Source organism: Alkalibacterium putridalgicola, from assembly GCF_900109825.1.
GTDB lineage: Bacteria > Bacillota > Bacilli > Lactobacillales > Carnobacteriaceae_A > Alkalibacterium > Alkalibacterium putridalgicola.
Genome location: NZ_FOBL01000008.1, coordinates 1 through 26665, shown reverse-complemented (window position 1 = coordinate 26665; position 26665 = coordinate 1). Strand labels below are relative to the sequence as shown.

17 protein-coding genes are annotated in these 26665 nt (G+C 46.5%); 12 read left to right on the top strand and 5 right to left on the bottom strand.

Translation table 11 applies throughout. The features are described from left to right. Positions 1–497: 497 nt before the first annotated feature. Both yidC and BMX84_RS03845 read right to left on the bottom strand, forming a co-directional pair. On the bottom strand, positions 498–1478 hold the full coding sequence (yidC, locus tag BMX84_RS03850) for a membrane protein insertase YidC (RefSeq protein WP_091487385.1): 981 nt from the start codon (positions 1476–1478) through the stop codon (positions 498–500). Between the two features lie 82 nt (positions 1479–1560). Beyond that, on the bottom strand, positions 1561–1932 hold the full coding sequence (locus BMX84_RS03845) for an acylphosphatase (protein ID WP_091487383.1): 372 nt from the start codon (positions 1930–1932) through the stop codon (positions 1561–1563). Positions 1933–2108: 176 nt separating this feature from the next. On the opposite strand from BMX84_RS03845, the gene BMX84_RS03840 reads away from it, so the two are divergent. The 5 genes from BMX84_RS03840 (at position 2109) to BMX84_RS03820 (ending at position 9580) form a co-directional block, all read left to right on the top strand. Continuing rightward, positions 2109–4475, top strand: coding sequence for an FtsK/SpoIIIE family DNA translocase (locus tag BMX84_RS03840; RefSeq protein WP_091487382.1), 2367 nt, complete (start codon positions 2109–2111; stop codon positions 4473–4475). 199 nt (positions 4476–4674) lie between these two features. Then, positions 4675–5772: a BMP family lipoprotein gene (locus BMX84_RS03835; RefSeq protein ID WP_091487475.1), complete on the top strand. Its 1098-nt coding sequence runs from the start codon at positions 4675–4677 to the stop codon at positions 5770–5772. 190 nt (positions 5773–5962) lie between these two features. Then, the gene (locus tag BMX84_RS03830) at positions 5963–7570 is read left to right on the top strand and encodes an ABC transporter ATP-binding protein (protein WP_091487474.1); all 1608 of its coding nucleotides are present in this window, start codon (positions 5963–5965) and stop codon (positions 7568–7570) included. Then, on the top strand, positions 7545–8621 hold the full coding sequence (locus tag BMX84_RS03825) for an ABC transporter permease (RefSeq protein ID WP_371860944.1): 1077 nt from the start codon (positions 7545–7547) through the stop codon (positions 8619–8621). Before BMX84_RS03830 ends, BMX84_RS03825 begins: the two co-directional genes overlap by 26 nt. 2 nt (positions 8622–8623) lie before the next feature. Next, entirely contained in the window at positions 8624–9580 is a 957-nt protein-coding gene (locus BMX84_RS03820; RefSeq protein ID WP_091487379.1) for an ABC transporter permease, read from the top strand. A gap of 280 nt (positions 9581–9860) precedes the next feature. On the opposite strand, the gene mnmM is transcribed toward BMX84_RS03820, so the two are convergent. Continuing rightward, positions 9861–10424 (bottom strand): tRNA 5-(aminomethyl)-2-thiouridylate-methyltransferase MnmM, encoded by a 564-nt coding sequence (mnmM, locus tag BMX84_RS03815; protein ID WP_091487377.1) that lies wholly within the window; start codon positions 10422–10424, stop codon positions 9861–9863. Positions 10425–10652: 228 nt separating this feature from the next. Between mnmM and BMX84_RS03810 the strand changes: the two genes are divergently transcribed. The 5 genes from BMX84_RS03810 (at position 10653) to BMX84_RS03790 (ending at position 22345) form a co-directional block, all read left to right on the top strand. Further along, positions 10653–13949: a LysM peptidoglycan-binding domain-containing protein gene (locus BMX84_RS03810; RefSeq protein ID WP_177165455.1), complete on the top strand. Its 3297-nt coding sequence runs from the start codon at positions 10653–10655 to the stop codon at positions 13947–13949. A 654-nt stretch (positions 13950–14603) separates the two neighbouring features. Further along, positions 14604–17021 (top strand): leucine--tRNA ligase, encoded by a 2418-nt coding sequence (gene leuS / locus BMX84_RS03805; RefSeq protein ID WP_091487373.1) that lies wholly within the window; start codon positions 14604–14606, stop codon positions 17019–17021. A 908-nt stretch (positions 17022–17929) separates the two neighbouring features. Beyond that, positions 17930–19693, top strand: a complete 1764-nt coding sequence (locus BMX84_RS03800; protein ID WP_091487372.1) for an ABC transporter ATP-binding protein — start codon at positions 17930–17932, stop codon at positions 19691–19693. A gap of 219 nt (positions 19694–19912) precedes the next feature. Continuing rightward, positions 19913–21577, top strand: coding sequence for a putative polysaccharide biosynthesis protein (locus BMX84_RS03795; protein ID WP_091487370.1), 1665 nt, complete (start codon positions 19913–19915; stop codon positions 21575–21577). Between the two features lie 39 nt (positions 21578–21616). After that, positions 21617–22345, top strand: a complete 729-nt coding sequence (locus tag BMX84_RS03790) for a pseudouridine synthase (RefSeq protein WP_091487368.1) — start codon at positions 21617–21619, stop codon at positions 22343–22345. A 108-nt stretch (positions 22346–22453) separates the two neighbouring features. Here the strand turns inward: BMX84_RS03790 and BMX84_RS03785 are convergent, their stop codons facing one another. Further along, entirely contained in the window at positions 22454–22717 is a 264-nt protein-coding gene (locus tag BMX84_RS03785; protein ID WP_091487367.1) for a hypothetical protein, read from the bottom strand. 116 nt (positions 22718–22833) lie between these two features. Continuing rightward, positions 22834–23679, bottom strand: a complete 846-nt coding sequence (locus BMX84_RS03780; RefSeq protein WP_091487365.1) for an NAD(P)H-hydrate dehydratase — start codon at positions 23677–23679, stop codon at positions 22834–22836. Between the two features lie 226 nt (positions 23680–23905). Between BMX84_RS03780 and pepV the strand changes: the two genes are divergently transcribed. Next, a complete protein-coding gene (gene pepV / locus BMX84_RS03775) occupies positions 23906–25312 on the top strand; it encodes a dipeptidase PepV (RefSeq protein ID WP_091487363.1) in 1407 nt (468 codons plus the stop codon). A 165-nt stretch (positions 25313–25477) separates the two neighbouring features. Continuing rightward, the gene (locus BMX84_RS03770) at positions 25478–26419 is read left to right on the top strand and encodes a midas domain-containing protein (RefSeq protein ID WP_091487361.1); all 942 of its coding nucleotides are present in this window, start codon (positions 25478–25480) and stop codon (positions 26417–26419) included. Positions 26420–26665 lie beyond the last annotated feature (246 nt).

Here is a 26665-nt window from a genome sequence, read left to right as displayed (position 1 = left end):
GCAGAGGAGCGGTCGAGTGAACAGGTAGGTGGACGAAATGTCGCAGTCGCGAGCAGAGAAGGCGATGAGTGAACAGGTAGGTGCACGAAATGACGCAGTCGCGAGCAGAGAAGCGGATGAGTGAACAGTTAGACGGACGAAATGTCGCAGTCGCGAGCAGAGAAGCGGATGAGTGAACAATTAGACGGTCGAAATGTCGCAGTCACGAGCAGAGGAACCGATGAGTGAACAGTTATGGAGGTGAAATGTCGCAGTCGCGAGCAGAGAAGCGGATGAGTGAACAGATGGGCGGACAAAATGTCGCAGTCACGAGCAGAAGAGCAGACGAGTAAACACCAACGACTAAGATAAGACCTAAAAGGACGGCAATCGCCCAGGCGATTGCTTACCACCTGAAAGATCTCAATAAGGAAACGATGTGGCCTTGGCCACATCGTCACCCCATTTAAAAGCAAAAGAAAAAGGAGACGCCGAGGCGTCTCCTTTTATCATACTACTTACTTGTTGCGTTTCTGTTTACCTGTATTTCTGCGCTCTTTCTGCTCAAACGGACTTTGATTGCGTCGTCTGTTTTTTGCGGAAGGAGCAGGGTTGAGCTGTTTCGATTCAGTGTCAGTTTCAGTGGCTTGGACTGTTTTACGCTTGCGTTTCTTACGTTTGATCACAGGTTTGCCACCGTGCTTTTTCTCCATCTCTTTTTCCAGTTTTGGTTTGTAGTATAAGTTCGTGATCAGCGACTGGCCGATCGCTACAAATCCACCGGCGAACCAGTATAAAGTCAGCCCGGCCGGACCAGTGATCGAGAATATCAAAATCATCACAGGACTCATGTACATCATGGCACCTGTCTGCTTGCGCGTTTCTTCGGGCATACCCGCCTGCATGACTTTTGTCTGGATGAAATATAAAACACCGGTCAGCACAGCGAGGAAGATACTTGGATCACCAAGATTGATCCCTAACCATGTGGCGCTTTGAATAGATTCGGACATGCGGATCGCCTGGAACATGGCGGTGAATACCGGCAATTGAATCAGCAGCGGCAGGCACCCAGATAGACCACCCAGCATATTGACGTTATTTTCTCGATAAATCTCCATCATCTCTGCCTGGAGTTCCTGTTTCTCTTTTTGATCGTTTGTTTCTTTCATTTCAGCTTGAATCTCATCAGTAACCGGCTTGACTGTGGACATTTTTGCCTGCTGTTCCATAGTCGTACGCTGCTGTTTGATCGATAAAGGCAGGATCAAAATTCGAACGATAAAGGTAATCGCAATGATCGCCAATCCGTAACTTCCGGTGATATCTGCCAGGATCTCTATGAAATTTTGTGTCGGCAGGACGAGGTAATCATAGAGGAACTGTGACATGCCACCGGTAGGATTACCAGCTTCATCGACTCGCATACACCCTGATAAAAATAAAACGATGGAGAGCATTCCACCTGATAAAAGCCATCTTTTTGTACGGTTTTTCAATTATATTCAATCCTTTAAGTTGAATTAGTGGTTAGGTTTCCTAACACGCTATTCACCACTATACCTTAATGGAAGAAAGAATTCAATTGGCCTGTGAAAAATTTGATTTTTCTTCAATGTTTTGGTCATAGGTCACGACAACTTTCTCCACTTCTGCAGCAGGAGAAGGTCCTTTGCGAAGGGCTTCGATGAATCGATTTAACTGATCCTGCTCCCCGACACCTTCCACATAAACAGTTCCGTCGGGTTCATTGCGCACAATACCTTTGACACCTAACTCATCTGCAGATTGTTTGGTTGAAAAGCGGAAACCTACACCTTGGACACGTCCTGAAATTTCTGCACGCATCTTCTGTTTGCCGGAACTTCCCAATGGATCATTCGTGTAAATGACTTCACCACTGGAGTCGCGGTTTTTCCCCTGATCAAAAAAATCTTTAAATAAAGAACCCATCATAAATCCTCCTTTTTATAGTCCAATAGATATTTTTGGTATACTATCAGTTTACTTGTCTATAGAGGCTTAGGTCAAAAGATAGCATTCACTAACCAGTTAGAGTCAGACCCGGCCTACCTTGGAAAGACATTTCATGCTATAATTAACCAGAATATCAAGGAAGGAGTGCAGAGATGGCACGTACAAAGAAACGAGGAAGACCAAAGAAAAAACAGCACGTCATCGCACCGGAATGGATCGGATTCATCCTGTCATTCATGAGTATCCTGACTTTGGGATCATTCGGTTTTGTGGGACGATTCTTTACCAATGTCCTGCGATTTTTCGTTGGCGAAACCTATACATTTTCAGCAATCATATTATTAGGACTCGGCATTTATCTCATACTTAAAGGTGACTGGCCAAGCCTGAAAGGAGCCAGAACACGAGGTGGCGCACTTTTATATACTGCCTGGCTGGTTTTTCTTCATTCACGGTGGTTCGCACCGATCATCAATGATTCCATAAACAGTGTCGTGGCGACCTGGCGCTTTTTCTGGCCGCAGTTCACATCCAATACTATCGGGACGGATATAGGCGGAGGCATGATCGGTTCATTGTTCTTCAGTGTCAGTTATTTCCTGTTTAGTGTGGTAGGGACATACCTGATGATCATCGCGCTCGTCTTTTTTGGGATCATGACCTTTTTCCAATTTTCTTACCGTCAGCTGTTTGACCGCATAAGACATGCTCTCAAAGCTGTCCTCATGTGGATAGGGAATGGCTACAAAGAGTTCAGAGCCAAACGTTCTGAAAAAGCCAAGATCAGAAAGAACAACAAAGGCAAGTCCAAATCTAAAAAAGAGAAGAATAAACCGGATAAGACAGTTGTCACTCAGCCAGGTGATCCTAGAGAAGAAAGCGTCATGCAGAACCAGAACCAGGAATCCGAGCAGACAGCTCTGGAAATCGAAGGTTATCAGGAACTGCAGGCAAAGTACAAGCAGCAGGTGGAGAACAAAGAGTCTGCGAAACAAGCCAAAGAAACCGGTCAGACAGATGAAAGTACAGCAGAAGACGGTCCGGTGGAATTTGAGATCGGGGAAGAAGAAAACCAGTCGTATAAACTCCCTCCTGTTACACTTTTAGATGAACATGAAGCTGTGGACCAGTCAGATGAATATTCGATCATCCAGAAAAACGTCAAAAAACTGGAAGAAACGTTTGAAAGTTTTGGTGTGAAAGCGAAAGTGACCAAAGCCAATCTTGGCCCGGCTGTAACGAAATACGAGATTCAGCCTGCTACAGGTGTGAAAGTCAGTAAGATCGTCAACTTAGCCGATGACTTGGCGCTGGCGCTGGCTGCCAAAGATATCCGGATGGAAGCACCTATTCCTGGCAAGGCAGTCATCGGGATCGAAGTGCCGAACTCTGAAGTCAGCACTGTTTCCTTCAGAGATACCATCGAAGGACAAGTCAATAATAAAGAAAAACTTTTAGAAGTACCTTTAGGCCGGGATATCGCTGGGAATGTAGCCATGGCTGATTTGGCGAAAATGCCTCACTTGCTTGTTGCCGGAGCGACCGGTTCGGGTAAATCCGTCTCGATCAACGGCATGATCACCAGCCTTTTACTCAAAGCGAAACCCAATGAAGTCAAGCTGATGATGATCGACCCGAAAATGGTCGAATTGAACGTCTACAACGGCATTCCGCACCTCCTGACACCCGTCGTGACCAATCCGAAGAAAGCCGCTCAGGCGCTGCATAAAGTGGTTCAGGAAATGGAACGTCGATATGAACTGTTTGCGGCCAGCGGGACCCGTAATATGGAAGGGTATAATCAGTACGTCAAGAAGAAGAACGCTGAAAATGATGAGGGCTTACTGCCACTGCCTTACATTGTCGTTATCGTCGACGAGCTGGCCGATTTGATGATGGTTGCTTCCAATGAAGTGGAGGATGCGATCATAAGACTCGCTCAAATGGCCCGGGCTGCTGGTATCCATATGATCCTGGCCACACAAAGACCGAGTGTGGATGTTATCACAGGGATCATCAAAGCCAACGTGCCGTCGCGCATTGCTTTTGCCGTATCAAGCGGGACCGACTCACGTACGATCCTGGACAGTAACGGCGCTGAAAAGCTCTTAGGCCGAGGAGATATGCTCTTCCAGCCGATGGGTGCCAACAAAGCCACCCGTGTGCAGGGGGCGTTTATTTCCGATGAAGAGGTGGAAGCTGTCGTCCAATTTGTAAAAGATCAGCAGGAAGCCAATTATGTTGAAGAAATGATCCCTAAAGATGAACCGAAAACAGAAGCAGGCGAGTCTGAAGACGAACTTTACAACGATGCCGTCGATCTGGTCGTCGACATGCAGACCGCAAGTATCTCCTTGTTACAGAGACGTTTCAGGATCGGATACAACCGGGCAGCGCGAATCGTAGATGAAATGGAGGTCCGGGGAATCGTGGGGCCGCACGAAGGATCTAAACCGAGGGAAGTCCTTGTGACGGAAGATCAGATGGCTGATAACGCTGAACAAGCAAATGAAAATTAGCTGGTTTATATTGATAAAAGCAGGTTAAAAAAAGATTAAAAAATTTTAACTTTCATTTTTATTACAGGAGTGTTACTATATATCCATGAAAGGGTTAACAGTTGAACTATTACGGTAATCTTAAGACCTTCACTGTAATAGAACTTCTTTGACCCTTAAAGCAACTAAAAAAACAGTAGGGGGAATTACCGTGTCAAAAATGAAGTTAAGAAGTTTACTCGCAATTGGTTCATCAGCATTTCTTTTAGCAGCTTGTCAAGGAGAAGATGCATCGGATCCAGCTGAGGATCCAGCAACAGAAGAAGAAACAGGAACTGATTCTGGTGAAGAAGCTGGAGAAGAAACAGAAGCTGTTGACTTCTCGATCGGTATGGTTACCGATGAAGGTGGCGTAGACGACCGTTCATTCAACCAGTCAGCCTGGGAAGGTATGCAGGAATGGGGTCAAAACAACGGACTAGAAGAAGGCGATGGTTACGCATACTATCAATCTGATGACTCAGCAGACTTCGTACCTAACTTGAATCAGGCTTTAACAGATGGATATGACATTATTTATGGTATTGGATACTTATTGCTTGATTCAGTTAACCAGGTAGCCGATCAGAATCCGGATCAGCACTTCGGTATCGTTGATGATATTTCTGACCGCGATAACGTTGTATCTCTAACATTCGCAGACCATCAGGCAGCTTTCTTAGCCGGTGTTGCAGCAGCTGAAACAACTGAAACAGGAAAAGTCGGATTTATCGGCGGGATCGCCGGACCAGTCATCGACCGTTTCGAAACAGGATTTACTGCCGGTGTTGCTCACGCTGATGACAGTGTAGAAGTAGACGTTCAGTATGCAGAGTCATTCGGTGATGCAGGTATTGGTCAACAAATCGCAGCTGGTATGTTCTCAAACGGCGCAGACGTGATTTACCACGCAGCTGGTGCTGTAGGTAACGGTGTCTTTACAGAAGCACGTAACCGCATGGAATCAGATCCTGATAATCAATTATGGGTAATCGGTGTCGACCGTGACCAAGAAGAAGAAGGCGAATACGATGGCGGAAACCTTACTCTAACTTCAACACTTAAACGAGTAGGAACGGCTATCCAGGAATCTGCTAACCAGGCAATGGAAGAAGGATTCCCTGGTGGAGAAACGATCGCTTATGGTTTAGAAGAAGGCGGCGTTGACTTGGTAGAAGGTAACCTTTCTGAAGAGGCATGGACTGCTGTAGAAGAAGCTCGTCAAGCTGTTATCGACGGAGAAGTCGAAGTTCCAGAATTCTCATACAGTCAAGAATAATTAAATAGTTCAAAGTTCAGAGTTCTAAAAGTTAATAATGAAGCGCTGGTCTATCGGCTGGCGCTTTTTCTAATAATTTAATTAAATCACTTGCACAAATACTTTGAATAAGTAATAATGTGAAATGTTATAAAAATATAACGAGGATAGGGAGGGATCGGTAGTGGCACAGACAGAAAAAGTCATAGAAATGAAAGGCATTACAAAAAAATTCGGCGAATTCAAAGCGAATGATAACATTCATTTAAATGTCGAAAAAGGTGAGATTCACGCCCTTTTAGGAGAAAACGGTGCGGGTAAATCCACTTTGATGAACATATTGTCTGGATTGTTAGAACCGACTTCAGGAGAAATATATGTAAACGGTAAGAAAGAAAAAATTGATTCACCTGAAAAAGCGAATCAGTTAGGTATTGGTATGGTGCATCAGCATTTCATGCTCGTGGATAAATTCACAGTAGCTGAGAACATCATGTTAGGGAAAGAAAAACATCGTTATGGATTCATGGACGATCAAGGTGCTGAAAAAGATGTAAAAGATTTATCGGAACGGTATGGTTTGACAGTAGACCCGTCTGCCAGGATCGAAGACATTACTGTAGGAATGCAGCAGCGTGCTGAAATCCTTAAAACGTTGTTCCGTGGTGCGGACATCCTGATTTTCGATGAACCGACAGGGGTACTGACACCTCAGGAAATCGATGAATTGATGGACATCATGAAGAAATTGACAGAGGAAGGCAAATCGATCATCATCATTACGCACAAACTGGATGAGATCAAAAAAGTTGCTGACCGCTGTACAGTTATCCGTCGTGGTAAGAGTATCAATACTGTTGACGTAAAAGAAACGTCTCAACAGGAATTGGCTGACATGATGGTCGGACGTTCTGTTTCATTTAAAGTAGATAAAGAAGCCAGCAAACCTAAAGGTCCCGTTCTTGAAATCAAGAACCTGACTGTTAAAGAATCTCGTGGATTGGAAGCCGTCAAAGGTATCGATCTTGAAGTTAAAGCGGGCGAAGTTTTAGGGATAGCCGGTGTTGACGGTAACGGCCAGTCAGAACTTATTCAAGCCATCACAGGGTTGACTAAAGTGGAATCGGGAACGATCAAATTGGACGGACATGACATTACGGGTAAAAAACCACGTCAGATCACAGAAACAGGGTTGGGACACATCCCTGAAGACAGACACCGTCACGGTCTGGTATTGCCGATGAAACTGGAAGAGAACATGAGTCTTCAGCAGTATTATCAGGAACCGTTCAGCAAAAATGGTTTCTTGAAGCATGACAAGATCAAAGAATACGCTAAGAAACTGATAAAAGAATTCGATGTCCGTACACAAAGTGAAGAATCAACAGCAGCATCACTTTCTGGTGGGAATCAGCAGAAAGCGATCATTGCGCGAGAAATCAGCAGGGACCCTGCTTTACTGATCGCTGCTCAACCAACACGCGGGCTGGATGTCGGTGCGATCGAATACATTCATAAGCGTTTGATCGAACAACGTGATAATGGAAAAGCTGTTTTACTCATGAGTTATGAATTGGATGAAGTTATGAATGTATCTGACCGCATAGCTGTTATGTATGACGGAAAAATCATTGCGATCGTCAATGCAGACGAAACATCAGAAAATGAATTGGGTCTCTTGATGGCCGGAGTTCCGCTTGAAAAAGCGAAACAAGAATTAGCCAATAAAGATATCAAAGCTGGAACGGCTGGAGCAGCCGGGAACGCTGTAAAAGATGGAAAGGAGCGTGAGACTGTTGCTAACGACGAATCAAAATAGATTTAATGCTTTACTCATACCTACTTTATCCATTCTTTTAGGATTCATTTTTGGGGCACTTCTAATGCTGTTATTCGGCTATAATCCGATCGATGCCTATCAGGCGATGTTGATGGGTGTATTCAATAGTCCTTATTTCATGGGTGAAGCAATGAGACAAGCTACAGTCCTGACATTTACAGGTTTGGGGTTTGCCATTGCATTTAAAGCAGGATTCTTCAATATCGGGATCGCCGGTCAATTGCTGGCTGGCTGGGTCGCAGCCATATGGGTAGCTTTGAGTTTCCCTGATTTACCGAGAATCATCCTGCTGACATTAAGTATCGGTGCGGCTATCATTGCTGGAGCTGTTTGGGCTGGTATTGCCGGTGCCTTACGTGCTTACTTTGGAACAAGTGAAGTTATCGTTACGATCATGTTGAACTACACCGCGCTGCACTTAACAAACTATATTATCAGAAATGTCCTGACTACCGGTAACACGACTGATCGTGTCAGTGACAATGCAAGTTTGAGTGTCGGCTGGTTAACAGACTTGACTCAAGGTTCCAGAATCAATATGGGACTATTCATTGCTATCATTGTTGTTATTTTGTACTGGGTCTTCATGACTCAGATGACAGCCGGGTTCGAAGTCAGAGCGGTTGGATTGAATCCAGATGCTTCGACTTATGCCGGTATGAGTGCAGAAAGAAATATTATTTTGTCCATGCTGATCAGTGGTGGTTTAGCTGGTTTAGGTGGAGCTGTTCACGGATTAGGAACATTTGGAAACCTCTTTACACAAAGTGGACTGCCAAGTTTAGGGTTCAACGGGATCGCTGTTGCCTTACTTGGGTTAGGTAATCCGATCGGTATATTCTTCTCTTCTATTTTATTTGGTGTCCTTGATGTCGGGGCTGGCTTCATGCCTAACCGTGCAGGCGTACCCGATGAAATGGCCGATATCGTTATTGCTGCAATCATATTCTTTGTCGGTGCGAACTACATCATTCGTGTGGCACTGGATAAAATGCAAAGCAATAAAACTGCAGAAAAAGGAGGAGAATAGGCATGGATATTGTTTCATTATTACAGTTGATCGTTTCTAGTTCATTAGTATATGCCGCTCCATTGATCTTTACTGCTTTAGGTGGAACGTTCTCTGAGCGTAGTGGGGTCGTCAACATAGGACTGGAAGGTATCATGGTTATGGGTGCCTTTATGTCAGCTATATTCAACTTGATGTTTTACAGTACATTTGGCGCTATGACGCCTTGGTTAGGTCTTTTAGCCGGTGGACTTATCGGGATCTTATTCTCATTGATCCACGCGGTGGCAACGATCAACCTGCGTGCTGACCATATCGTTTCCGGTACAGTTATCAACTTAGCCGCACCAGCTTTAGCTGTGTTCCTGACACGTGCCATTTATGGTGCAGCTCAAACAGGTCCATTAGCACGTTCATTCGGCTTTGCTAACATTTTCTTATTGGAAAAGATTCCAGTTATCGGTCCGATTTTCTTCCAGAATACGTCTGGACCTGCTTATCTGGGTATCCTGACTGCAGTTATTGCTTGGGTCGTTTTATTTAAGACTCGCTTTGGCCTGCGTCTGCGTTCAGTCGGAGAACATCCACATGCTGCTGAAACATTAGGAATCAACGTATATCTGATGAAATATGCAGGCGTTATGATCTCTGGTTTCTTAGGCGGTATCGGTGGTGCCATCCAAGCTCAAGCGATCCATAATGAGTTCGGTATCCTGACGGTTGCCGGGCAAGGATTTATCGCGATGGCGGCTATGATCTTTGGTAAATGGAATCCTTTAGGAGCAATGGCAGCAGCTATCTTCTTCGGATTTGCTCAAAGTTTAGCCCGTATCGGTAACTATATTCCGATCATTCAAGATATTCCAGGAGTCTGGCTGCAGGTTCTGCCATATCTATTGACTATCATCATTCTAGTCGGTGTTGTAGGACGTTCTGTCGCACCTAAAGACTTAGGAAACACATTCGTTAAATCAAAATAATTTAAGAAAAAAGGTCATCCGGTTCTTTCATCGGGTGACCTTTTTATGTGTTATTAGTATTATTTTTGGACTGATGATCAGACAGGTATCGCAAGTGACAACTAAATAAACCTTTTAGATTAAAATATGGGGGAAGTTTGACTGATTGCTTTTTTATTCATCCATTCACTTATCTGACCGACTGTCTTCATACAGCCTGAATAGTGCAGGACTTGAATAGACTGAAGAACATTACTCTATCTACTTTCTCTATTGATCGATAAGGTCTATGAGTTCTGGATCATTTTTTTTCAATGGCAATGAGAAAAGGTGGAGAATTTTTCTGATTAAGGAAGTTATAGTGTAAAACAGAATAGTTTTTCTGTGGAAGAGATTCAACGTAGTCCAGGATGACATCCTTTTCCTCTTCACCGCCTTGATGACCGTAATAAACCATCAATAGGACCAGTCCGTTCTTTTTCAGACGGGATAAGGCCTGTTTGACACTGCTCAATGTGGACCCGGGCGTAGTGATGATCGACTTATCCCCTTTTGGCAGATAGCCCAGGTTGTAGACGACCAGTGAAACGGTTTCTGCTGGAGGAAGGATGTCTACTATATTCTCATGGCCGATAGGGTGGAGCTGGACACGCTGGTCTAAACCAGCCTCGATCAACCGTCTTTTAGTCGTGTCGATCGCTTGTTTTTGGATGTCGAACCCGATCACTTTTCCTGTATCTTTGACAAGCCGGGCGAGCAAATGTGTATCGTGTCCGTTTCCGACTGTCGCATCGATGACGGTATCACCGGGCTGGATGGTCTGATTCATCAATGCATGCGAATAAGCTAAAGCTGAAAGTAACAACTGAGATAAACTCCTTTATGGTTATATTTAGTGAGACGTACTGAATGAGCAGCAAAAAGTGCTGACCGTCTCGTATATTTAGTAAATGGTTAGTTAGATTATAACACTATTTATATTACGATATGGTAACAAAACGATTTAAAGCAGTTCAGGCATTTCTCTTTTTAAAAAAGAGCGTTATAATATATGAACAGAACAAGATATATATTTGAGAGGAGCAATTATTACATGATGAAAAGACATTACATGCCCCTTAATACTAAAATACATCTAAAATCGCAGACAAAATCTTTTGCTTTATCCACAGGGATACTGGCCGGGCTGGTCGCTTCTGGCGGATTTAGTCCAGCAGTGAATGCAGAAGAACTGGATATCGACCAGGAAAAGCTGGGAGACCTTTATGAGCAGTACAACCAGATCGAAAGAACCGAAAGCGATGAAGCAGACACTGAAGCAGATGATAAAGCAGACAGTGAAACGGCCGAAGTGATCACAGAACTGACAGAGGAACAGAAAGAAGAACTTGAGATCATCAAAAATCAGCTGATCAAAATGATCGAACTGGCTGGTGGAGAAAGTGTATTGGAGCAATTACATAGCCATTCACTGACTTATGAGCAACTGGATACGATATTCAATGCACTCCTTGAGCGCAGTCTTACTGATGATTCAAATACAGAAGATGAAGAAACAGTAGAAATGACAGACGATCAGGATACTGACGGCCTGGATACTGCAGTAGAAGAAGATGCACAGCCAAAAGTCCTTAACATAACTGAGACAGCTGCCACATCAGAAGAAGAGGATAAAGAGCTATTAGAGCAGAACATAGAAGCAACTGAAGCAGTAACTGATGAGCCGGAGGGAGTAGATGGCACGGACCCGGTTCAGGAAGTCAAGGATGAGGAAAATGTCGAAACTGTCAGACCTGCTGAGATTCTAGAACCATCTGAAACAAAAGAGACGCCAAGTGCAGCTGAAGAAGAGGAAGAGGCTCTGGTTTATGTCGTCAAGTCGGGAGATACGTTGGGCAAGATCGCACAAAAATACCAGACCACAGTGGCTGAACTGGCAGCACTGAATAACATCACTAACGTCAACCGTTTATCGGTCGGTCAGGTCCTGGCTATAAATGAAGCGGGTCAAGAAGAGGCAAAGGTTCCGCAGCCGACCAGACCAGATGATTTAGATAAGGTGAGCACACCGCAGGAATTCGTGAAAAACATCTCGGGCTATGCCCAGCGTGTGGCCAGCGAACAGAATATCTATGCCTCTGTCATGATCGCCCAGGCCAGCTTGGAGTCCGGTTACGGCAAGAGCAGTCTGTCCCTGCCGCCAAATCATAACTTGTTCGGCATCAAGGGTTCGTATAAAGGCGAATCCGTAGCCAAACGTACGCAGGAATATTATCCGAATACAGGCTGGATCACGATCACTGATAACTTCAAGAAATATCCGTCTTATGAAGAGTCGCTCCAGGATAATGCCAATCTTCTGCGCAAGGGTCTAAGAAGCAATTCTGCCTTTTACTCAGGGACTTGGGCCGAAAACACAACGAGCTATAAAGACGCCACACTATGGCTGCAGGGAAGATATGCCACGGATCCAACTTATGCATCTAAACTGAACAGGATCATCGAACAGTTCGACCTGACGCGCTTTGACCAGGTCGACGTGAATAAAGACAGCGCAGAGACCGGCACACCGGAAAATCCGGCAACGCCAGAAAATCCTTACGAAAAAGTAACGACCTATAAGATCATCAGCGGGGATACACTCAGTCGGATCGCACAGAGATTCAACACGACCGTTCGTGAGCTGAAAGCAGCGAACAAACTGACCGGTGATCTGATCTTCGTGGGTCAGGAACTCATCGTGCCAGTGCAGGATAAAGAAACCGAAACGCCCGATATGCCAGTCTCTCCGGAAGCCCCAGCTGAAGACGCAGCGGATTCTGAAGAAAATGAAGAAACAGAAGTACCTTCAGAGGACGAAGAGCCAGACAAGCCTGAGGAGAGCCCTTCAGAAACGCCGGTAGAAGATGAAGCGGAAGAAGACAGCGACGCCTCAGATGAACGCTACACAGTCAAACGCGGCGACACACTTTCTCACATCGCCAAGCGCTTTGGCATAACCGTGGCCCAGCTCAAAGCAATGAACAAACTCACCGGGGACACTATTTATGTCGACCAGAAGCTGTTAGTTCCTGAAATCACAGAAGTCCCTGAAGAGAACGATGAGCCCGTTCTAGATGCTGAAGATGAAGTCAAAGAAGACAGTGGACAAGGTGAAAAAGAACCAGAGGATACAGACGAAGCATCGTCTGTCTTAGTCGTCAGTGGTGACACGCTGTCCCAGCTTGCCAAGCGTTACAAGACGACGGTGAAAGCCATTCAGGAAGCGAATAAGCTGATTTCAGACCGTATTTATGTCGGTCAGCGACTGACTCTTCCAAAGACGGCAATGGATTCTAGTGAACAGCCTGTAAAAGAAGAAGACAAGCAGGATAAACCGGAATCAGAAGAGGCTACACCGTCCGGACACGAAGACATCTATACAGTAAAAGCCGGCGACACCTTAAGTCACATTGCTAAAGAATTCAACATGACGGTCGCTCAGCTGAAAGAACTGAACAAGCTTTCCAGTGATCTGATCCGCGTGAACCAGCAACTGCGCATATCCGGCAAGTCGGTAGAGGACGCCAAGCCTGAACCGTCTAAACCGGCAGACAAGCCTGTAAAAGAAGAAGCACCAGTCGACGCGACCTACACCGTGAAGTCAGGCGATACATTGAGCCACATTGCCAAACGCTTTGATACGACCGTTTCCAAACTCAAGTCAGCCAACAGACTGACACGAGATGTCATCTATGTCGGTCAGAAGCTGAAGGTCAACGGAGCGGATCAAATCGAAGAAGAAAAGACGGAACCGGTAAAAAATGACCAGCAGAATGATGCCGTAGACAATGCAGCAAGAACTGTCACAGTCAAAGCCGGCGACTCGCTCGGCGTTATCGCACGTACTTACGGCGTTTCACTGACCCAGCTGATGAAACTGAACAACATCAAAAATGCAGACCGTATTTATGTCGGACAGACACTGAAGCTCGGGCAAAAAAATGCCAGCGTTGACGCAGAGGATAAGGAAACAGATAACGTGAAACCAGCACCTTCTAAACCTGATTCATCTGAACAAACGAAGGCTTTGACTTATCAGGTCAAAGCCGGCGATACACTTTCTCACATCGCCAGAGAGTTCAAGGTGACGGTCAGCCAGCTGAAAGAATGGAACACGCTGAAAAGCGACATCATCTTTGTCAATCAGAAACTGACGGTCAACGTTCCTTCTGATGATGAAAAATCTGAGTCAGCAGAAACGGAAGCAAAAAACAAAACCTATACGGTAAAGTCAGGGGACACCTTATCGCACATCGCTAAGGCGCTGAACCTGTCAGTTAGAGAACTCAAAGAACTAAACGATCTGAAAAGCGATCTGATTTTTGTAAATCAGCGTTTAACGGTCTAATCTAATCAGAAACCCAGCTGCGTACCTTGCAGCTGGGTTTCAACTGTTTTAAGAGCGATTGAATGGTTTTGGAACAAGTGACGCGTGGTTTCATCTTCACTTGTACCGGTAAGCTGTTTGCAAGACAAGTGACGAAGATTTGAAGACTCACTTATCACGATTCACGATTATCTTTACAAGTGACGGCAATTTTTCTGTTTACTTGTTAAGATCTGTCATTTACCAATACGTCATACAACAGTATACGCTCTTTTATTAAAACAGCGGCGCTTTTTTCCAAAGGATGCTTTAGAGTCAAATAAGTGTTGCGGCGGTCTCAAAGCTTTGGTATGATAAGTAAAAGATTTAAATGCTTTGCAGGAGTAGTAAGTGAATCGTCTGACTTAGAGAGTGTATGGCTGGTGAAAATACACGAGACGCTAACTGAACTCGCCCGCAGTCGATGCAGCTTTAAGCTATCAAAGTCTTAAAGACGTGTTCCGCGTTAAGGAGAGAGGTTGCCTGGTATTCTTTAAGTAGCAGGCGGCAAATATAGGTGGTACCGCGACTTTAACGCCCTATGCTCAGTGAAATATAAGCTGAACATAGGGCTTTTTTTATTGTCAGAGGGACCGCGAACACAGTGAGATAAGGTAAAAAAAAGGAGAGAACAACATGTCTTTTAATCATCACGAGATCGAAAAGAAATGGCAGGAATTCTGGAAAGAGAACCATACTTTTAAAGCAACGGAAGATGACGACAAGGAATTTTTCTATGCGTTGGATATGTTCCCGTACCCGTCAGGTCAAGGCCTGCACGTGGGACATCCGGAAGGCTATACCGCAACAGATATCATTTCACGAATGAAGCGCAGTCAGGGATACAACGTCCTTCATCCAATGGGCTGGGATGCATTTGGACTTCCTGCAGAACAGTATGCTTTGGATACTGGGAATGACCCGGCGGAATTCACAGAAAAGAATATCCAGACCTTCAAGCGTCAGATCAACTCGCTCGGGTTCAGTTATGACTGGGAAAGAGAGATCAACACCACGGATCCCGAGTACTATAAATGGACGCAGTGGATCTTCACGAAACTGATGGAACACGACCTGGCTTATCAGGCAGAAGTCCCTGTCAACTGGTGTCCGGCCTTAGGGACAGTGCTGGCCAATGAAGAAGTTATCGACGGGAAATCTGAACGCGGCGGACATCCTGTCTACCGCAAGCCGATGAAACAGTGGATGCTTAAGATCACAGCTTATGCCGACCGTCTGCTGGAAGACCTTGAAGACGTGGACTGGCCTGAACATATCAAAGACATGCAGCGCAACTGGATCGGCAAATCTGAAGGGGCAGAAGTGACCTTTGACGTCAAAGACTTATCAGAATCCTTCTCCGTCTTCACGACACGCCCAGACACACTATTCGGAGCGACTTACGCTGTCTTGGCGCCTGAATCTGATCTGGTCGACAAGATCACATCGGCTGACCAGAAAGACGCGGTCGATGCGTACCGTAAAGAAGCAGACAAAAAATCCGATCTTGAGCGTACGGACTTGAATAAAAACAAAACGGGTGTCTTCACAGGGGCCTATGCCATCAACCCGGTCAATGGAGAAGAAATGCCGATCTGGATCGCCGACTATGTCCTGGCTTCCTACGGGACAGGCGCGATCATGGCTGTACCGGCGCATGACGAGCGTGACTTTGAATTCGCACAGAAGTATGACTTGGAGATCCGTCCAGTATTAGAAGGCGGAGATACCACGAAAGAAGCGTTTGTCGGCGACGGCAAGCATATCAACTCTGACTTCCTGAATGGACTCGGACTTGAAGAGGCTATAGACAAGATCATTGACTTCCTTGAAGAGAAAAATATCGGCGAACGTAAAACCACTTACCGTCTGAGAGACTGGCTCTTTGCCCGTCAGCGTTACTGGGGCGAGCCGATTCCTGTGATCCACTGGGAAGACGGCACGACTACGACGATCCCTGAAGAAGACCTGCCTGTGATCCTGCCGAAAACGACGGAGATCAAACCGTCTGGAACGGGAGAATCACCGCTGGCAAATATCACCGACTGGGTCAATGTCGTGGATGAAGAAACCGGTATGAAGGGTAAACGCGACACCAACACTATGCCGCAGTGGGCAGGTAGTTCATGGTACTTCCTGCGCTTTATCGATCCGCACAACACGGAGATGCTGGCAGATCCTGAAAAACTGAAGAAATGGCTGCCGGTCGACTTGTATATCGGCGGAGCAGAACATGCCGTGCTTCACTTGTTGTACGCGCGCTTCTGGCATAAATTCCTGTACGATCTGGACCTGGTCCCAACCAAAGAGCCGTTCCAGAAACTGTACAACCAGGGCATGATCCTGGGCGAGAACAACGAGAAAATGTCGAAATCTAAAGGTAATGTCGTCAATCCGGACGATGTGGTCGACAAGTTTGGCGCAGACACGTTAAGAGTCTATGAAATGTTCATGGGTCCGCTTGATGCAGCGATCGCCTGGAGCGAAGAGGGGCTCGAAGGCTCACGCCGCTTCCTGGACCGCGTCTGGCGTTTGCTCGTTGACGAAGACGGTAAGCTCCGTGACCGCATCACGACCTATAACGACAAGTCGCTTGAAGTCGTCTACCACCAGACGGTGAAGAAAGTGACCGAAGACTATGAAGCTCTTCAGTTCAATACGGCTATCTCGCAGTTGATGGTCTTCACGAATGCGGCCTATAAAGCAGAAGGTCTGCCGCTCGAGTATGTTAAAGGGTTCATTCAGATGCTGGCGCCTGTTGCACCGCACTTGGGCGAAGAGCTCTGGGCAAAGGTGAACGGATCTGAAGAAAGTATTTCTTATGAACCTTGGCCTACTTTCGATGAGACCAAACTGGTCAAAGACGAAGTTACCGTAGTCTTCCAGGTGAATGGCAAAGTCCGTTCGAAGGCACAGGTATCAAGTTCCATCTCCAAGGATGATCTGGAAGCGATGGCAATGGAAAATGAACGCATCCAGGAATTCCTCGAAGGAAAAACGATCCGCAAAGTGATCGTCGTTCCTGGCAAACTGGTCAATATCGTAGCGAACTAAGCTTTTTAATCTATTGTAAAGTGGAGGGAATCAGCTCAGGCTGATTCCTTTTCCTGTTTAAATGAAAAACATCACTGGGTTGGACTAATTTTGATGGGTTCGACCGGAAAGCTTTGCCGGTGAGCGTCTTTATCCGCAACTCAGGAGATTACAGGTACATGAGATGCTGTTATTGGGACTGATAACGATAACTCATTAGGTTACTGGGCAGCGAGTTCCTGTTATCACAGGCCATAATCCCAACTGGCTAGTTCTAGAGAGTCTGGGTTACTATTATAAGAGCCTATAACCCTAACTCGGATAAAGCAATGGGGTCGTGCTCCTATTATCCCGGCTGATAACCGCAACTCCTGGACCATTTGATTTTTGAGATAGTGCTATAGCAGTCTATAACCGGAACTCGCAAGGTTTTTAAGCTTTGAGTTCCTGGAATAAGGAAGAATTCCCAAAGCTGGAACGTCCAGTAGCGCTTGAGTTCCCGGAATAAGGAAGAATTCCCAAATCTGAAGCGTCCAGTAGCGCTTGAGTTCCCGGAATAAGGAAGAATTCCCAAATCTGGAGCGTCCAGTAGGTCTTGAGTTCCGGAAATAAGACTGTATTCCCGAAAGTGACACGAACAGTAGCGCATGAGTTCCTGGAATAAGGAAGAATTCCCAAAGTTGGGTCTTACAGTAGTCTATGAGTTCACGGAATACGCAGCAAGAAAGCACAGCAATCGAAAAATTTTGTTTCCCCAGAAAAAATCTGAAGCAATCATCGGAAAAACTGGAAATGAAAGCACCAATAAGGGTAGAGATTGAGCCGGCCGGCTCAACCTCTTCATTTCTAATAGCTTACTACCAGAGGATGCGTTAAAATAAAAGAGAGCATTGAAACAATTAATGAAGCAGGAATCGAGGAGCGTTTTTATGGATAGAAAAAGAGAACTCAAAACACCGACCAAGCAGGACCTGAAAAAATTCAGCCGTCTCTTGTGGTCGACCAACATATCCAAAGGACTAATTGCCATTGGTCTGGCTGGCAGCATCATCTCCACAGTGACCCAGCTGATGATCCCGCTGGCCACCCAGCAGTTTATCGATGGTATTGAATTTGATTTCTTTACCCCGTGGATGATCGGCGCCGTCATCGGTATCTTTATCGTACAAGTCTTATTCAACGGCTTTTCAAACTATGTCTTACATAAAATCGGGCAGCATGTGGTGGCGGGTTTGAGAGAGTTTCTCTGGAACAAAATCATCCGGCTCCCGGTATCGTTCTTTGACAGGTATGCCTCCGGAGAAATCGTCAGCCGTCTAACGAATGACACGTCCATCGTGCAGAACCTGATCTCATCCTTCTTCCCGCAGTTCATCAACGGGATCCTGACACTGATCGGCATCTTCTTCATCCTTATCGTCATGGACTGGCAGATGACACTGGTCATGCTCACAGCCGTCCCGCTGGCGCTGATCCTTACGCGTCCTCTAGGTAAACGCATCGCTAAAGTTTCCCGGGAAATGCAGGACGAAACCGCTCAGTTTTCCGGAAAAGTCCAGCAGACGATCGCTGAGATACGACTGATGAAATCCTCGACAGCAGAAACCTTCGAAAAAAATAAAGGCGAGCAGAATATTAATAAACTGTATCGTATCGGTCTGAAAGAAGGCAAGTATATCGCCATTATTGGTCCCTTGATGTATACACTGATGATGGGGGTCATGGTTTTCGTCATCGGCTATGGTGGGGTCCGTGTAGCACGCGGCGTTATGACGACGGGACAGCTGGTCGCTTTCCTGCTGTATCTGTTCCAGGTCATCTTTCCGATCACCACCTTCATGAACTTCTTCATGCAGATCCAGAAAGCGGCCGGCGCCACCGAACGGATCGCCCAGATCCTCGACGAAAAAGAAGAAGAGAAAGCTGAGGGCAAAGAAGTAGCGATCGACGATCTGCCGATAACTTTTGACAACGTGAGCTTTTCCTATGAATCAGACAAGGAAGTCATCAGGCAGATCTCGTTTGAAACACAGCCGGGTGAGAAGATCGCCTTTGCCGGACCGAGCGGGGGCGGGAAATCGACGCTCTTTGCCCTGCTCGAACGGTTTTATACCCCAGACAGCGGTGAGATACGTGTGGGCGATATGCCGGTCGAAGAGATCAGTCTGCAGTCCTGGCGCAGTCAGATCGGCTATGTGTCTCAGGAAAATGCGATGATGTCGGGTACGATCAGAGAAAATCTCTGCTATGGACTGCCGAACCCGGAAAGTTTGACAGAAGACCGGTTGTGGGAAGTGCTCGAAATGGCCTATGCGAAGACATTCATCGAACAGTTCCCGGATAAACTCGAAGAAGAGATCGGCGAACGCGGAATCAAACTGTCTGGCGGACAGCGTCAGCGCATCAATATCGCCCGGGCCTTCTTAAGAAATCCCAAGATACTGATGATGGATGAAGCAACAGCCAGTCTGGACAGTCAGTCTGAAAAAATCGTTTCACAGGCTTTGAATAAACTGATGGAGGGACGGACGACCTTCGTCATTGCCCATCGGCTGTCAACGATCCTGGACGCGGATAAGATCCTCTTTATCGAAGAAGGACGGTTGACGGGCATGGGACAGCATCATGAACTGCTGAAAACTCACCCGCTTTATCAGTTGTTCGCCAGTCAGCAGTTGTCAGAAGAAAGGTAATATAACGATTGAGTGACAATTCTGGAACGTTTCATGAATCTTTACGCTAAACGATTGCGCCCTTATGATTAAAACAGTAAAATAGGGGTTAGGTCAAAAGGAGCCGTGTGCTCCTTTTTTTCTGAATAAAATAATAATCCGCTATATTGACTGTTTAAGTAAAGTGCTTGACCTTTTAGCGCAACACAAAAGGATTCTTTGAAAGAAGGTTTCAATAAAATGAATAACGATACAACAAATAAGGCAGTTCATAAAGACGACTCTCACGATAGTAGAATGGTCAGTGGAGCTGCATGGATGACTGCCGGAAGTATGACGTCAAGGATCCTAGGGGCATTATATGTTATCCCCTGGTTTGCCTGGATGGGCGGTCAGGAACCAGGGAACGCGGCCATGGCGCTGTATCAGATGGGATATACGCCCTATGGCTTTTTCCTGGCACTGGCCACAGCGGGTGTGCCTTCTGCCATTTCAAAGCAGGTCAGTTATTACAATGCTCTGGGTGAGTATGAAGTCTCCAAAGGGATATACAAACAGGGACTTAAAATCATGGCATTCACTGGTGTCTTGTCTGCGCTGGTCATGTATTTCATAGCACCTCTAATCGCCCAGTCCAGTCCGTCGTCAAGTACGAGTGAAGCCGTGATCATCATGCGCTCCCTCACGCCGGCTTTGCTGATCATCCCGGCCCAGAGTGTGACCCGCGGCTTTATCCAAGGCCACAATAATATGGCGCCTTCAGCGATCTCGCAGATCCTGGAACAGCTGACACGGATCATCTTCCTTTTAGGCGCCGTCTATATGATCAGACAGGTGATGGGTGGAGAAGTCGTCACAGCCGTGGCGTATTCAACCTTTGCGGCATTTGTAGGCGCGGTGTTCTCACTGGGCTTTCTGGCCTATAATCTCAAACACATGAAGACGGCCTTTGACTATGCACCGGAAGAAAGTGCTGGGAAAGTTTCCGTGTCTCCCAATCAGCTGATCGTCAATATCATCAAAACATCGATTCCGTTTATCATTATTGCTACAGGTATCATCGTTTTCCAGATGGTCGACCAGCTGACCTACAGTCCACTGATGCGTGCCTTTTCTGATATGAGTCTGGACATGATCGAAGAAACATACGGCATCACGCAGGGGAATGCGCACAAGCTGATCATGGTGCTGACGTCATTTGGTACGGCGCTGTCGATCGCTTCCGTTCCGCTGATCAGTGACCTGATCGCGAAAAATAATATGAATGAAGTCAGAAGACAGTTTTCTAAAGCCGTACAGCTCCTTTTGTTCGCCATGTTCCCGGCTGCCATCGGTATGGCTATCGTTGCCGAACCGCTGTATGCCATCTTCTACGGCCACAGTGACCTGGGAACCAGCATCACGCAGGTATCGGCTGCCATGAGTATTTTTGTTGCTTTATATGCTGTCCTCGGGAATATCCTGCAGGCTTCTAATCTGACGCGTCCGGCGATCAAAGCCCTGCTTACGGGACTGGTCGTGAAGATCATCAGTCAGGTACTGTTCGTCTGGCTGTTTGGACCTTATGGCATGCTCTTGTCAGCCATAGCCGGCTTTTTAGTCAGCTGCGGACTGATGATGACTATCATGCACAAAAACACACATTATTCTGCCACACGTCTCTTCAGACGTTCACTGCTGATTTTACTCATCTCATTAGTGATGGGCGCAGGTACTGGATTGACAAAATTCGGACTGAACTTCTTTATCGACTACAACAGCCGGTTCCAGTCCCTGATCGCTCTGGCGGTCCTTGCGGTGGTCGGTATCCTTATATACGGATCGCTGGCACTGAAAACACGTTTGGCTGATCGGCTGGTCGGAGCCAAAGCTGCTAGTGTGAGACGTAAACTGAGAATGAACTAGATAGATAACAGACAAGCGAGCAAGACGAAAGGAGAGCTTATGCGTTTAGATAAATTACTGGCCCACAGCGGCTTAGGTACACGCAAAGAAGTAAAGAAACTGCTGAAAAAGAAGATCGTTGAAGTGAATGATGAAATCATTGTCGATCCAAAAACGCATGTCGACCCTGAAACGGATACGGTGACAGTCGGCGGGGAAAGCATCGACTACCAGGAATTCGTTTACTTCATGCTGAACAAACCTCAAGGGGTCATCAGCGCGACTGAAGACCATGTTCATGAAACAGTCCTGAATCTACTGGAACCACAGGACAGTCTCCAGGAGCCGCATCCGGTCGGTCGTCTGGATATCGATACAGAAGGGCTTTTAGTCCTGACCAACGACGGGAAACTGACGCATCGTCTGCTTTCACCTAAACACCACGTAGACAAGAAGTACTTTGCAGAAGTCGAGGGACTGGTCACGGAAGAAGATGTCAAGATATTCAAAGAAGGCATCACGCTCACCGACGATCACGAATCCTTCGAGACCATGCCGGCTGAACTGATCATTCTGGAAACGGACGAAGCGTCCGGCACATCACGCGTGGAGGTCATCATCCAGGAAGGCAAATTCCATCAGGTCAAACGCATGATGGAGGCTGTCGGCAAAACGGTGATTTTCTTGAAGCGCCTATCAATGGGGGAACTGAAACTGGATCCCCAACTGGAACTGGGCGCTTACCGACCCCTCACGGATGAAGAAATCGATCTGCTGAGAAACAGTTAAACAGAATACAATACAAAAAGACATGAACCGTCTGACGCTCGCCTTTAGTGAAAAAGGGAAGCCCCGACTGGTTCATGTCTTATTGTTTATCCTTGAAATCGACAGTCTCTACAAGACGAACGTCTGCAGAATGAGTGCAAGAAAGCCGGCAGAGATATAAGCGGCTGCAATGCTGATCGTCCAGATCGTCTTGCGCTTTTCGTAGGCATATTCTTCATCAGAATACTCACCGCTGGCTTTGGGCATCTGCCAGAGCGTGAAAACGAACAGTGCCGCGATACCCAGGAAATATACGAGCTGAAAATTCAGATACATCAGAATAAAACCCAGTATAAAGGTCCATACACTGATCCATAACAGTTTCTTTTTCATTTGAGGTCATCCTTCACAGTAAACTTGGTCACTATTTAATTGTATCGTTTCTGCTGATGACTGGCAATGGAAAATAGTGTGAAGCGATCGGCCGTACCTTTTCAGCTCGTCAAGTCCTAGATCCAGCGCCTGTGTTTATCTGTCGAGAACTCCTTCATGACTTTAGGGATCTCTTTGATGATGGCGGTCGGCAGCGTCACATAATGTGTCAGGCTGAGGTCATCTGCGATATAGCTGTGCAGATAAACAGCTGACAATACGCCTTCTTTGATGGTATCGAATTGAGGAACGAAGCCGCCGATCATGCCGGCCAAAGTATCGCCCATCCCACCGGTCGCCATGGACGGATTACCAGTCGTATTCTCCCAGACTTCATCATCACAATAGACTTCTGTACGGGCTTTTTTAAGGACGACAATAGCGTTCAGCTGTTTGGCATAGCCCAGATTGACATCATCGTACTGATCATCAGGCGCCAGATGAGTGAGTGTACGCCATTCTCCGAGATGAGGTGTCAGGACAAGCGTGGCATCAGGTTCAGGCACTGTTTCATTAACGTGCAGATAGATACCGTCGCCGTCCACCAAAAGGATCTGATAAGACTTGACGGTCTCGTAGACGGTCTGTAAGACAGCAAGTGCTGTTTCATCTCGTCCAAGACCTGGTCCCAAAACGATCATGTCCACCGACTCGACGTAATGTTTCAGCTGCTGTGTGTCAGTCATATCCGTGAACATCGCTTCCGGCAGACGGGCATGCAGGGCGGCTTTATTGGAAGGGTGGGTGGCCACTGTGACCAGACCGGCTCCGCTGTAGACCCCGGCAGAGGCAGCAAGGATGATCGCCCCGCCCATATTCTCGTTGCCGCCCACAAACAGGACCCGGCCATAGGACCCTTTATAGCTGTCGCGTTCACGGGTCGGAAGAAAAGCTCTGACTTTATCTTTAGTGATTTTTTCCATGTGATATACCTCCTGAAATTGACAAATGTTCTTATCCTTAGTGTAGTACTTCTGCCTGAAAGAATCACGCCAAAACGACTGTTAAAGAAGAAAAATACGTGTGAAAAAACGTAAAGACCAGAAATCTTCCGACAAAATCCTGACACATTGATTGGAGTTTCATGAAATTAATGATAAAATGGTAAAAGAGAGTACGTTTTGATACTCAATCAAGGAGGACGAATAAATGACACAAAATATAGACTGGAAAGCAGAAGCAGCGCAGCACAAAGACGCGTTTTTTGACGATTTATTTGAATTACTGAAGATCGATTCTGTACGTGACGACGATAAAGCCACGGACGACGCCCCTGTAGGACCGGGACCAAAAGAAGCCCTGGAAGCCTTTCTTAAATTAGGCGAGCGCGACGGCTTTGAAACGAAGAACGTCGACAACTGGGCCGGCCACATCGAATACGGTGACGGCGATCAGCTGATGGGCGTTTTAGCTCACGTCGACGTCGTGCCAACAGGAACGGGCTGGGAAACCGATCCCTTCGAGCCGGTCATCAAAGACGGCCGTTTGTATGCCCGCGGATCAAGTGACGACAAAGGACCCGGCGTGGCAGCTTACTACGCACTGAAAATGATCAAAGAGCTTGACCTGCCCGTATCTAAAAAAGTCCGTTTCATCATCGGAACAGACGAAGAAAGTGAATGGAAAGGCATCAAGCATTATTTGGAAACCGAACAGGAACCGGACTTTGGGTTCTCGCCTGACGCAACATTCCCGATCATCAACGGTGAAAAAGGCAATGCGACCGTCTTTATCGAAACCAAAGGGGCAGTCGACGGCGGATCAGAAGAACTGGTTCAGTTTGAAGCCGGTCTGCGTCCGAACATGGTCCCTCAAGATGCCGTAGCAGTCGTTAAGAGCCAGAACCCAGATGCCCTGCAAAACAGCTTGGCAGACTTCCTGGATGGCCTGCCTGTCACAGGAACAGCCGGTGTCGACGGTGATCAAGTGACTTTAGAATTTGTTGGTAAAGCAGCTCACGGAAGTAAGCCAGCCAGCGGTGTCAATGCAGCAACCTACTTGGCACGTTACCTTTCAGATTTCGACTTTGCCAAAGATGCCAAAGCCTTCCTGGAACTGACGATGCTGTATCTGCACGATGATCCTAAAGGTGAAAAACTAGGCATCGACATCACAGATGAAACGATGGGTGAACTGACTTCCAACCCTGGCGTCTTCTCATTCAAGGCGAATGAATGCGGCAAGATCACTGTGAACATGCGTTACCCTCAAGGCACGACAGAGGATGCTTTATTTGAAACGTTCAAAGCTAAACTGTCAGACTATGACGTGACTTTATCAAAAGCTAACGGAAAAGAGCCACATTATGTACCGGCGACTGATCCTTTAGTCACGACCCTGCTTGACGTGTATCACCGTCAGACAGGCTTGGATGCCCACGAACAGGTCATCGGCGGAGGCACATACGGCCGCTTGATGGAACGCGGTGTCGCTTACGGCGCAATGTTCCCGAACAGTGTGGACACCATGCACCAGGCCAACGAATTCATGGCAGTGGATGACTTGATGAACGCTATGGCCATCTATGCAGAAGCCATTTATGAACTGATTAAATAATCAGAATAGACTCAATATGACGCATCCCCTTTACTGTTTAGTGACAGTAGAGGGGATGTTTTTTGATTATTCTTATATAATATATAGCTTTTTATCGAAAAGCCCTCATCAGTTTGCGGCAGCTGTGTTATACTGGATTAAACTAGGTTGAAAAGGAGACGTCTTATGAAAAAGTTACTTGCTGATAGTTTTCACTCCTTAGTTTCATTTCTCAAAGAGAATAAGGCAGCATCAAGTGTCATTTCAGCACTGGTCCTCGTTTTGTTCATTATTGTAACGATCGGCATCGGACGGTCCCAGCATCGTATCGACCGACAGGAATTGCAGGCTGTGGATTCGGCAGTGGATGCGGCGGAAGAAGAGGGTTTTTCTGAAGAGGAGAATGACGACCGGACCGATGAGCTGGAAAAAGCGGATAACAGCAACGATAAAGAGGAAGCTGTTGACGAAGATGCGGATAAGGACTTAGAAGAAGACCTTGAAACGTCGGAGCTGGATGAAGAGACGGACGTTTCAGATGTCGAAGAAGAGTCGGCAAATGAAGAAACAGAATGGACAGAGACGGCAGAAACAGCCTCGTCATCATCAGAATCCGAATGGACAGCGCCAAAAGATAGTGATTCATCTCAAAAGACTGACTCGTCAAGTAACTCAGATACCAGCCAGTCATCTGACAAAAACGAGACAAGCCAGACAGACAACGAGCCCGCGGAAAAACCGTCCGTGAAACCAGACACTTCTAACGAAGACTCAGCCAACAAGGTTGACGAAAAGACAGAAAAAGATGAGTCCACTGATAAAGAGGATGAGACGGGTGACCAGACGACGGATCCAGTAAAAGAAGAGCCGACGGAAGAAACAGAAGATGGGACGGTCGACCCATCTGAACCCGACTCAACAGATGAACCGGATGAAGATCAGACGGAAGGAACACCCGTTGAAGACGAACCGGCAGACGAACCGGTAAAAGAGGAAAACAAGAAGCCCGCTTCAGATTCAGATCAGCAGACGGACACTAAAGAACCAGCCAATGACACAGAACCGGCTGACACCACTACGCAAAACGACAGCAAACAAACGAGTGATGATCCTGATACTGAAGGATAAGGGTTGAAAGCAATAAAGAAGAAGCTAGCCGCGTGCTAGCTTCTTTTCGTAAATAAAAGAACAGATGTAGAGACCACTCACTTATTACTAAAGACTGAATAGACACTTTTACGGTCGAGATGTCGCAGTCATGAGTACATTGATCAATGAGTGAACACTTTGGTAGCCGAAATGTCGCAGTCAGGTCAGCCAGGATCAGCGAGTGAACACTTCGGAGGTCGAAATGTCGCAGTCAGGTCAGCCAGG